At 70.7% G+C, this 10,925-nt stretch carries 10 protein-coding genes; all 10 read right to left on the bottom strand.

The genetic code is table 11. The features are described 5' to 3' along the window. On the bottom strand, positions 1 to 1,428 hold the full coding sequence (gene hemG / locus Q0C41_RS15885) for a protoporphyrinogen oxidase (RefSeq protein WP_291985119.1): 1,428 nt from the start codon (positions 1,426 to 1,428) through the stop codon (positions 1 to 3). Next, entirely contained in the window at positions 1,425 to 2,828 is a 1,404-nt protein-coding gene (gene hemN / locus Q0C41_RS15890; RefSeq protein WP_291985121.1) for an oxygen-independent coproporphyrinogen III oxidase, read from the bottom strand. Before hemN ends, hemG begins: the two co-directional genes overlap by 4 nt. Beyond that, the gene (gene hemE / locus Q0C41_RS15895; protein ID WP_291985123.1) at positions 2,825 to 3,871 is read right to left on the bottom strand and encodes a uroporphyrinogen decarboxylase; all 1,047 of its coding nucleotides are present in this window, start codon (positions 3,869 to 3,871) and stop codon (positions 2,825 to 2,827) included. The genes hemN and hemE overlap by 4 nt, the downstream gene beginning before the upstream one ends. Next, on the bottom strand, positions 3,868 to 5,169 hold the full coding sequence (gene hemL, locus Q0C41_RS15900) for a glutamate-1-semialdehyde 2,1-aminomutase (RefSeq protein ID WP_291985124.1): 1,302 nt from the start codon (positions 5,167 to 5,169) through the stop codon (positions 3,868 to 3,870). Before hemL ends, hemE begins: the two co-directional genes overlap by 4 nt. Continuing rightward, positions 5,170 to 6,171: a porphobilinogen synthase gene (gene hemB / locus Q0C41_RS15905; protein ID WP_291985126.1), complete on the bottom strand. Its 1,002-nt coding sequence runs from the start codon at positions 6,169 to 6,171 to the stop codon at positions 5,170 to 5,172. It lies immediately after the preceding gene. Further along, entirely contained in the window at positions 6,168 to 7,124 is a 957-nt protein-coding gene (hemC, locus tag Q0C41_RS15910; protein ID WP_291985128.1) for a hydroxymethylbilane synthase, read from the bottom strand. The genes hemB and hemC overlap by 4 nt, the downstream gene beginning before the upstream one ends. Before the next feature lie 2 nt (positions 7,125 to 7,126). After that, positions 7,127 to 8,437: a glutamyl-tRNA reductase gene (gene hemA, locus Q0C41_RS15915; RefSeq protein WP_291985130.1), complete on the bottom strand. Its 1,311-nt coding sequence runs from the start codon at positions 8,435 to 8,437 to the stop codon at positions 7,127 to 7,129. Positions 8,438 to 8,515: 78 nt separating this feature from the next. Then, positions 8,516 to 9,178: a response regulator transcription factor gene (locus tag Q0C41_RS15920; RefSeq protein WP_291985132.1), complete on the bottom strand. Its 663-nt coding sequence runs from the start codon at positions 9,176 to 9,178 to the stop codon at positions 8,516 to 8,518. Beyond that, positions 9,175 to 10,455, bottom strand: coding sequence for a sensor histidine kinase (locus Q0C41_RS15925; RefSeq protein WP_291985134.1), 1,281 nt, complete (start codon positions 10,453 to 10,455; stop codon positions 9,175 to 9,177). The genes Q0C41_RS15920 and Q0C41_RS15925 overlap by 4 nt, the downstream gene beginning before the upstream one ends. Beyond that, positions 10,452 to 10,925: uroporphyrinogen-III synthase (locus Q0C41_RS15930; protein ID WP_291985136.1), on the bottom strand; the 474-nt coding region annotated here is incomplete at its 5' end. The genes Q0C41_RS15925 and Q0C41_RS15930, both read right to left, overlap by 4 nt.

Consider the following 10,925-nt stretch of genomic DNA (forward strand, 5'->3'; position numbering starts at 1 on the left):
TCAGTGTCGGTGTCGCGAAGTGCCGGCGCCAACCTCGTCGAGCGTGTCGGCGGGGGCGTGCTGCCAGACAGCGTCGGCGAGGGCGCCTGCGGTCAGCCGCGCGCTGCGCACGGCGTGGTTGAACGAGACGCCGTCGTAGGACGTGCCACACAGCCAGAGGCCCGGGTGGCGGGCCGCCTGTGCCATCACCTGCGCACGCCGCTCGAGGTGGCCAACGGTGTATTGCGCGATGGCGCCGGGCCAACGGAAGATCCGGGTCAGGCGCGGCTCGGCCTCGAGGCCCATCACGCGGTGGAGTTCCCGGCGGGCGAGCGTCACGAGCGGTGCATCGGCGAGATCGAGGACATCGGGCCGTCGGCTGCCGCCGAGCATCACCCTCAACAGTGCGTGGCCCTCTGGAGCGCGTCCGGGGAACAGCGACGATTCCCAGACCACGCCGAGCGTCGACAACTGCTCTGGCCGGGTGACGAGGTATCCGTAGCCCTCGAGCGAGCGAGGCAGTTCCGACGTCCGGTAGCCGAGTGCGACCACGGCCAGCCCGGCATATTCGGTCGCGCGCAGCGACGCGGCCCAGGCGCTGTCGAGATCCTCGACGAGCGGCGCTGTCGCGCGCGCGGCCAGGCTGAACACGACATGGTCGGCCGCCACGGCGCGACCGTCGCGAAGGACGACTCGCCATTCGTCGCCGTCTCGTCGCACCGACTGCGCGGGCGAGTTGACGCGCACCGCGTCGGCCAGACGCGCGGCCAGCGTCCGGGTGAGCACGCCCATGCCACGGTCGAAGCTGAGCAGGCGTGACGGACCTTGCCGCCGTCCGCGCCGGGCGAACATTGCGCGGACCAGTCCGCCGTGCTCACGTTCCATCTCGGCCATCGTCGGAAACTGCGCGCGCACCGACAGGCAGCGGCTGTCGCCGGCCGAGATACCCGATACGGCGGCGTCCACCAGCATCTCCGCGGCTTCGTGGCCGATGCGTCTGGTCGCGAAGGCATGTACCGTTTCGTCCACGCCGGCGGGCGGTCCGGCGGCGAACGGTTCGGCCATCAGCCGCAGCTTGGCCTGCCACGACAGGGCATCGGTGGTGACGAGGGACGCGGGTCCGGTCGGGACCTCACGCAGTTGTCCACCCCGGACGATGAAGCGCCGGGCCGATTCTGGCCGGGCCTCGACCAGGCGATCGGTCAGGCCGAGCGCGTCGATGAGGGCCAGCGTGTGGGGTTCCCGGTTGAGGAAGCCGTTCGGTCCCGCCTCCACCACGAAGCCGTCCGGCGTTTCGTGCGTCTGGGCATGGCCGCCGATCTGCGGGGCGGCCTCGAGCAGCGTCAGCGACAGTGGCTCACCGCGGCGGCGCGCGTACTCGCGCAGGGTGAAGGCCACCGCCAAGCCGGCAGTGCCGCCGCCAATCACCACCACCGTGGGCGTCGTCATACGGTGCGGCTGAAGACCGGTTTGCTGCCCGAGGTGCGCGCGCGCAGGTAGCGGTCGAACACCATGCAGATGTTGCGGACGAAGGTCCGGCCGAGGGGCGTGACCTCGATGAGGGCGGGGCCGACTCGCACCAGCCCGTCGGCCTGGGGCGACTCGGGCGCGGTCAGTTCCGCCAGCTCCGCCGCGAAATACTGGTCGAAGCGCAGCCCGAAGCGTCGCTCCACCTCATCGATGTCGAGTCGCCCGTTGCACATCAGCGTGGTGATCACGACGCGCCGGATCTCGTCGTCTTCGTCGAGCGCGTAGCCACGCTCCACCGGGAAGCGGCCGGCGTCGAGGGCCGCGTAGTACTCGTTGAGCTTCTTGGTGTTCTGAACGAACGTGCCTTGCACGTCCCCGATGGCCGAGATGCCCAGCGCCAGCATGTCCCGCGCCGACTGCACGGTGTAGCCCATGAAGTTGCGGTGGAGCACGTGGGCGTCGAGGGCCCGCGCCAGTTCGTCCTCGGGCAGCGCGAAGTGATCCATGCCAATCTGGCGGTAGCCGGCATCGCCGAAGGCCAGCTGTGCCTGCGCCAGCAGCGCCAGCTTGAGGTCGGGCGCGGGCAGCGAGTCCTCGGGCAGGTGCTTCATGTGCGCCTTCATCCACGGCACGAACGCAAACGAGTAGACCGCCACCCGCTCGGGCCGCAGCGTCACCACCTGGTCGAGCGTGCGGCCGAAGCCCTCAAGCGTCTGGTAGGGGAGGCCGTAGATGAGGTCGAGGTTGATGGAGCGGAAGCCGAGCGCGCGGGCATGGTCCACCAGACCCTTGGTCATCTCGTAGCTCTGGATGCGGTTGACGGCCTGCTGCACCTCTGGCGCGAAGTCTTGCACGCCCATCGACAGACGGTTGAAGCCGAGTCGCCGCAGCGTGTCGAGCTGCTCGAACGAGGTGACGCGCGGGTCGATCTCGACGCCGATCTCCGCATCGGCGGTGAACTTGAAGTGCCGTGCCATGCCTGCGAACACCCGTGCCAGCTGCGGCGCCGTATAGAAGGTCGGGGTGCCGCCGCCCCAGTGCAGCTGCGACACCTGACGACGATGCGGCAGGTGCGCGGCCATCAGATCGATTTCGCGATCGAGATAGTCGAGATAGCGATCGGTCACGTCCCGATGCTTGGTGATGACCACGTTGCAGCCGCAGTAGGCGCAGCGCTCCTCGCAGAAGGGCAGGTGGACGTAGAGCGAGAGCGGGTCGCCTGGCTGGGCATCGGCGCGCGCGAGCGCCTCGACATACGCCCCGTGGTCGATGTCATCGTGGAACTCGACGGCCGTCGGATACGAGGTGTAGCGCGGCCCCGGCTTGTCGTAGCGCGCCAGCAGGCTGGCCATCGTGGCGCGCGCGGAGTCGTCGCTCATGACTGGGCCGCCACCGCGGCGTCGCGGCCAGTATGGGCGTGTACCGCCGCCACCAGCGCCTCGACGCTGGGGATGGGTGTCTCCGGCAGGATGCCGTGCCCGAGGTTCATGATGTGGCCGGCGCGGCCCGTCATCCGGTCGAGCACGTCAGTGGCCAGCCGTGTCACTTCGGTGGGGTCGGCGAACAACGCGTGCGGATCGAGGTTGCCCTGCAGCGCCAGCGACGGTCCCACGCGCGCGGCGGCGACGTCGATCGGCGTGCGCCAGCAGATGCCCAACACGTCCGCGCCCGAGGTCGCGGCCGCTTCGAGCAGGTGCGGCGCGCCGTTGACGAAGTAGATGACCGGCACGCCGAGGTCACGCACGCCGGCGAGGATGGCGCGGACCCAGCGCAGGGCGAAGGGTTCGTATTGCGCGGGGGCCAGCAGTCCAGCCCACGAGTCGAAAATCTGCACCGCCTGCGCCCCGGCGCCAATCTGCAGGCGCAGGTAGTCGGTCATGGCCGCCGTCAGTGTCTCGAGCAGCCGCTCGAGCGTGCCGGGCTCGCGATACAGCATGGTCTTGACCGCGCCGAACCCTTCCTTGCCCTCACCCTGCACCAGGTAGGCCGCCAGCGTGAACGGCGCGCCGCAGAAGCCAATCACCGGCGTCTTGCCGTCCAGTTCGCGCCGCAGCATGGACACCGCCTCGGCCACATAGGGCACCACCTCGGCCGCTGGACGTGCGTCGAGAGCATCGACCTGGGCACGCGTGCGGATCGGCTCGGCCAGCTTCGGGCCCGGGTTGAAAGTCATGCGGCAGCCGAGCGCCTCGAGTGGCAGCAGGATGTCCGAGAAGATGATCGAGGCGTCGAGCGGAAAGCGCCGCAGCGGCTGCAGCGAGACCTCGACGGCCAGTTCCGGCGTCTTGCAGACGGTGAGGAAGTCGACGTCCTTGCGCAGCGCCCGGTACTCGGGCAGGTAGCGGCCCGCCTGCCGCATGATCCACAACGGCGTGCGGTCCACCGGCTGGCGCCGGCAGGCTCGGAGAAAACGGTCGTTCATGCGCGGGCCTCGCGAAAGGCGGACTCGGCCGCCGTGATGATGGTGGCGATGACCGCCTCGTCGTGCGCGAGCGAGAGGAAGGCCGCTTCGAAGGCTGAAGGCGGCAGCAGCACGCCCCGTGCCAGCATGGCGCGGAAGAACCGGCCGAAGGCCGCGCGGTCCACGTGCGCCGCGTCGTCCCACGAGCGAACGGGCCCCGCGCTGAAAAACACAGTGAACATCGATCCCACGCGCTGGACTGCGACCGGCACGCCGGCGGTCTCGGCAGCACGCCGCAGCCCGGCTTCGAGCTGGGCGCCGCGTCGTTCGAGCGCGTCGTACAGTCCGGGCTCGGCGTCGATGGCGTCGAGCATCGCCAGGCCGGCAGCCACCGACACGGGATGCGCCGCGTAGGTGCCAGCCTGGTACACCTGACCTGCCGGCGCCACCAGCTGCATCAGCGATCGTCGGCCGCCAAATGCCGCCAGCGGCATCCCGCCGCCAAGCACCTTGGCCATCGCGACGAGGTCTGGCGCGACGCCGTAGCGCTCGGAGGCGCCGCCGCGCGACACGCGGAAGCCCGTCATGACCTCGTCGAAGATCAACACCGCACCGTGCTCGGTGCAACGCCGGCGCAGGCCTTCGAGGAAGCCCGTCTCCGGGGGCACGCAACCCATGTTGCCGACCACCGGCTCGACGATGACCGCGGCGACCTGCCCAGGGGTGGCCGCGAAGCAGGCATCGACGCTGGCGAGGTCGTTGAAGCGTGCCACCACGGTGTCGCGCGACACGGCCTCCGACACGCCGGGCGAGTCGGGAATGCCGAGCGTGGCAGCGCCGGAGCCGGCAGCCACCAGGAAGGCATCGGCATGGCCGTGATAGCCACCCGCGAACTTGACCACCACCGCACGTCCCGTGGCCGCGCGCGCAACCCGCACCGCGCTCATCGTGGCCTCGGTGCCCGAGACCGTAAAGCGGACCATCTGGCAGCTGGGCAGCCGCGAGACGATGCGCGAGGCGAGTTCCACTTCACCGGGCGACGCCAGCCCGAAGATCAGGCCACGGCGGACGGCATCCACCACCGCCGACTCAATGGCGGGATGCGCGTGGCCGAGCAGGGCCGGGCCCCAGGCGCCGATGCAGTCGATGAACGTGCGGCCCTCGACGTCCACCACCGTGGCGCCGCGCGCGCTGGCGATGGCGAGCGGCTCGCAGCCCACCGAGCCGAACGCGCGCACGGGCGAGTGCACGCCGCCTGGCGTCACGTGGCGGGCGCGGGCGATCCACGACTGTCCCCCGACGGTGGTGGCGAACGGCATTCAGGCGTCTCCCGCGCGCGACGGCCCGGCGTCGCGTAGCGCCAGCGCCAGGGCCCGCGCGAAGTAGGTAATGACGACGTCGGCGCCGGCGCGGCGCAGCGCGATGGTGGACTCGTGCATGGCGCGCGGCAGATCGAGCCATCCGCGCTCGGCAGCGGCGTGGAGCATGGCGTACTCGCCCGACACCTGGTAGGCGGCCATTGGCACATCGACGTGGTCGCGAACGGCACGGATGACATCGAGGTAGGGCAGGCCCGGCTTGACCATCACCATGTCGGCCCCCTCGGCGACGTCGGCGGCTGCTTCGCGGAGGGCCTCGCGGACGTTGGCCGGATCCATCTGGTAGGCGCGGCGATCGCCGAACGCGGGCGTGGAGCCGGCGGCGTCGCGAAACGGCCCATAGAATGCCGACGCGTACTTCACCGCGTAGGAGACGATCAACCTGTCCGCAAAGCCCTCGGCATCGAGCGCGGTGCGAATGGCGGCGACGCGGCCGTCCATCATGTCGGACGGGGCAATCACGTCGGCACCGGCACGCGCCGCGGTTACTGCGGCCCGTGCCAGGAGCGGCAGGGTGGCGTCGTTGTCGACGCCGGACGCGTCGACCAGCCCGCAGTGGCCGTGGTCGGTGTACTCGCACAAGCAGATGTCAGCCCACACGGTCATTGCCGGCGCCGCAATCTTGATGCGGCGAATCGCCTCGGCGACCGGCCCCTGCGCATCCCACGCGCCGCTGCCCTCGGCATCCTTGCTGGCGGGGATGCCGAACAGCAGCACCGAGCCGACACCCAACGCGAAGAGTTCGGCGGCTTCCGCGGCGGCCAGGTCCGGGGACAAGCGCGCCTGACCGGGCATCGAGGCGATCGGTTCACGCCACTGGTCGCCGGCGCAGACGAACAGCGGCGCCACCAGCTGATCGGCCGACAGTCGCGTTTCACGGACCATCGCACGTACCCCAGCGGTGCGTCGAAGGCGCCGGCCGCGGTGGAAGTGTTCGCTCATGCCTCGGCTCCCCACGGCTGTGGCCAGTCGAGGCGCGTGCTCTTCTCGAACTCCGCCAGAATCGCGCCTGCACCCTCGTCGAGCAGACGGCGCGCCACGGCCTCGCCGACCGCCGTCGGGTCGGTATCGACGGCATCGGCGCGCACGACCCGCTTACCGTCGAGGGCGAACACACCGGCGCGCAGGGTGAGGCGTCCGTCGTCGCTCACGGCGAGCGCGCCGACCGGCACCGAGCAGCCCCCGCCGAGCGCATGCAGCACTGTTCGCTCCGCCTCCACCGCCTGCCGGGTATCGCGATCGTCGAGGGCCGCCAGCTGCACTGCCAGCTCCACGTCGGCAGCCCGGCACTGCACGGCCAGCGCGCCCTGCGCCGGCGCCGGCAGCATGGCCGCGATGCTGAACGTCTCGGTGATGTGGTCCTGCAGGCCGAGTCGATCGAGCCCGGCATGCGCCAGGATGATGGCGTCGAGCTCGCCGCCGGTGACCCGGCCGACGCGGGTGGGGACGTTGCCGCGGAGCGGCCGCAGGTCGAGGTCGTCGCGAATCGCTCGCACCTGGGCCGTGCGGCGTGCACTGCAGGTGCCGACGCGGGCACCCGGAGGAAGCGTGGCGAGGGTCAGCCCGCCACGCGCGCAGAGCACGTCCTGCACGGGTCCTCGGGCGGGGACGGCCGCGACGCGAAGACCCGCGGTGGCGGCCACGGGCAGGTCCTTGTGACTGTGGACTGCGACGTCCACGCGACCATCGAGCAGCGCGCGTTCGATGGTCGAGGTGAAGAAGCCGGTGCCCTCGACATCCGAGAGTGGCACGTCCATCACCTGATCGCCGGTCGAGACGATCTCCACAATGTCAATCGCGAGGGCGGGCTGCAGCGCCGCCAGGCGCGCGGCGATGTGCCGCGCCTGCCACAGCGCCAGCGCGCTGCCTCTGGTTCCGATACGGCAGGTCGCCACAGTCAGGCCTCCGGCCCGAGCGCGAACAGCCGTCGCAGATAACGCGCCTGGCTGGCATCTAGCGGCGCTTCGCCAGATGCCATCGCGGCGAGCGGGATGGCCAGCACCTGCTCGAGGAGCCGGCGGCTCAGACGGTCGAGCACGGCCACGTCGGTCGGCAGTGCGTCCGGCAGCTCGTTCTGTGCGCGTGCCAGCTCGGTGCGGCGAATTTCTTCAACCTTGCGGCGGAGGTCGGAGACCAGTGGCCGCATCGCCTGATGCCGCGCCCACGACTGCAGATGCCGCATCTCGCGGTCGAGCACGGCCTCGACCTTCGGGATTTCCGTCGCGCGACGGTCGCGCTGCCGTTCGACCTCCCGCTGCAATCCGGCGAGTGTCACGTGGGTGAGGCCCGCGACTTCGCCAGCGGCGACTGCGGCGGGCATACTCAAATCGACGAGGACCAGCGGCTGCTCGCGCTGCGCAGTGACCGCGCGGAGCGTGTCGAGGCCGAGCAGGGGCCGGTCGCCGTGCACTGCGATGATGGCGGCGTCGACGGTGGCGAGCGTGCCGGGCAACTGGTCCATGGCGATGCTGCGCGCGTCGAAGCTGGCGGCCACCTGGTCGGCCCGCGACTGCGTCCGGTTGGCGACGATCAGCTCGCCAACCCCGAGCTTGCGCAGATGGCGGCCTGCCTTCACGCCAGTGGCGCCGGCCCCGACAATCAGCACGCGGCTGGCGGCCAGCGGCAGCGCGCGCGCTATCACCTGGACTCCGGCGGAGGCCACCGACAGCGCGCCCACGCCGATTGCGGTTTCGGCCCGCGCCATACGACCCGCGCGCAGCGCCGCCTGGGCCACCCCTTGCAGGAACGAACCAGCACCCGCGCACGCCTCCAGGGCGGCGCGCACCTGGCCAAGAATTTCAGCTTCGCCGAGAACCAGCGACTCGAGGCCGGCACAGACCCGGAACAGGTGGTGAGCGGCCGCGGGTCCACTGACCAGCACCCAATGCTCGCGGTCTCCGGTGGCGTCCGCGAACGCGCGCGTCACCGTCTCGTCGTCTCCGGGCAGCCGGGCGCGCCAGTAGAGTTCGGTGCGATTGCAGGTGGTCAGCACCAGCGACTCGACGCCCATCTCGGTGAGCCGCGCGTGCAGGGCGGCCCCTGTGTCGGCGCCCATCGCGTGGCGCGACAGCGTGGCCAGACCGACGGCTCGTTGGCTGAGGCTGAGTGCCCGCAGCGCGGCCAGGCCGCTGAACGTGGCGACGGCCTCGAAGCGCGCCGGCTGCGCTGCGCAAACGGCCTGATGAGGACAATGCGGAAGGTCGGACATGGACGACGCTGACCACGAGCGTACGCCCCGCCGCGAATGCGGACAATTCGCAAGACTACCGATGGGCCATCCGTAGAACTACGGAGAGGCCGGCGGGTCGAGCAGTCCTTCGCGCAGTGCCACCTGAATGAGCAGCGCCACCGACTTCACGCCGAGCTTCTGCATGAGGTTGGCTCGGTGGGTCTCGACGGTGCGCACGCTGATGTCGAGCTGAGCGGCGACTTCCTTGCTGGACAGACCGCGAGCGAGCCAGGCCAGTACTTCGCGTTCGCGATTGGTCAGCAACTGCGCGCCGGACGGTGCGGCAGCTTCGCCGCGCAGCAACTCGGCCATCTGCACCTGGATCGCCGGGCTGAAGTAGGAACTGCCCGCTGTGACCGCGTCGATGGCCGCCACCAGGTCCTGCACCGCCGAGTCCTTGAGCAGGTAGGCGTCGGCGCCGTGCCTCATCGCCCGCGCCACGTACTCGCGAGCCTCGAACATCGTGACCACCACCACCTTCACTGCCGGGTGCGCCGCTTTCACCGCGCGCAGCACGTCGATGCCGTCGAGCCCGGGCATCTTTAGGTCGAGCACCAGCACGTCGGCATCGTGTGTCTGCACTAGGTCCAGCACACCGGCGCCGTCGGCGGCCTCGGCCAGCACCTCGATGCCCGGCTGTGACTCGAGGATGCGGCGGATGCCAGCCCGCACCAGCGTGTGGTCGTCGGCCAGCAGCACGCGAACGGCACGGGTGGTCACGCGTGCTCTCCGACCGGGATATCGGCGTCGAGACGCAGCCCGGGACCGGTGCCACTGCCGATGTTCAGGTGTCCGCCCAGCGCCGTGACGCGCTCGCGCATGCCGAGCCAGCCCATGTGCGGCGTGGCCTGCGCCGGTGCGCCCTGGCCGTTGTCCTCGACCGACAGTTGCACCGAGGTCGGCCCGGCCGCCACCTGCACGCGCACCTCGCTGGCCTGCGCGTGACGGGCCACGTTGGTCAGCGCCTCCTGGACGACGCGGTAGATCACGACGTCGACATCTGGCGGCAGCGGCCGCGCGATGCCGTCGACGTCGAGGTGCACCAGCACCCGGGTTCGGGTCGAGAAGTCGTCGACCAGCGCGCGCAGGGCAGCTGGCAGGCCGAGGTCGTCGAGCACCGACGGGCGGAGCAGGTTGCTGAGGTCGCGGACCTGGCTGAGCGCGCGGCCGACAAGCGCACCGGCCTCGGCCCGGCCGTCGAGTTCGAGTTCGATCTTCACCGCGGTTAGCACCTGGCCGGCCTCGTCGTGCAGTTCGCGAGCGATGCGTCGCCGCTCGTCTTCCTGCACCCGGAGCATCAGTCGTGTGAGCTGCTCGAGTTCGGCGGTGCGCGCCGCCAGTCGCTCACGCTCGGCGCCGAGCACGATGAACAGCAGCCCCAGGCCAATCGCGAACAGGAAGAGGACGTCGGCGAACACGCCGTACAGGACGGCCGCGCCAAACCCGCGCAACAGGGGGTAGTCGAGATGGTGCAGGCCCCACAGCACGAACACCACCGCCAGCACCCGGGCCGCACCGCTCGACACCTGGCCGCGCGCCCGCCAGAAGATCACCCCGGTGGCGATAGTCACGCTCGACAGCAGCGCTGTGGCGCTGATGCCGGCGACCAGCATGCTGCCCATGCCGTAGATCGTGATCCACGCCCACAGCACCGACAGCGGGATCGCCACCGCGTGCCAGGCGCGCAGCTGGAAGCCGCGCGAAAACTGCAGCGCGGCCGCCAGCAGCAGCAGCGCGCTGACGCCGGTGGCGGCCTGGTGCAGGAACAGCCAGACTAAGTCGCGGCGTACGAGGAACGCCGACATGCAGGCGAGGCGAATCACGTACACGCTCCAGGCCGCCGACCAGGTCAGGAAGTAGCTGCCGCGCTGACGACGCCAGAGCACATAGCAGGCAATGGCCATCACCGAGGTCAGCATCGACTGGAAGCCCAGCGCGCTGCACTCGACGAACGTGCGGTCGAGCGTGTCGATAGCGGCTGCGGTCTCCTGGATCATGACGTCACCTCCGCGGCCTGGAGCCGCGACTCGAGCCACGGCGCCAGTCGATCGAGGTCGGCGGTCGGGGCCACGTCGTGCGGAATGGCGAGACCGCGCAGCCTCTCCGAGGTGGTGTCGCCGATGGCGACGACCCACGGACTGTCGAGTGCGGCCGCCCCAATCGCACCCACGAGCACGTCGGCCGAGCGCGGGCTGGTGACGACCACCGCGTCCGGAGGGGCGATGGCCCAGTCGTGTCGGATGTCGGCCGCAGCGCGCGGGCGCATGGCGTAGGCCTCGACCACCTCGACGCGCGCCCCGGCTGTGGCCAATTGGTCCGCCAGTACGGTGAGGCCGCCGGGCGTGGTGAGGACGAGCACACGTTGCTCGGGCCAGTGTGTCGCGTCCACCAGCCGCGTCCAGAGCGACGCTGCGCCATCGCCCGAGCCGGTCACCGGCGGCGCGGCGGCACCCGCCTCGTGCAGGGC

Source organism: Luteitalea sp. (genome assembly GCF_022842525.1).
Lineage (GTDB): Bacteria > Acidobacteriota > Vicinamibacteria > Vicinamibacterales > Vicinamibacteraceae > Luteitalea.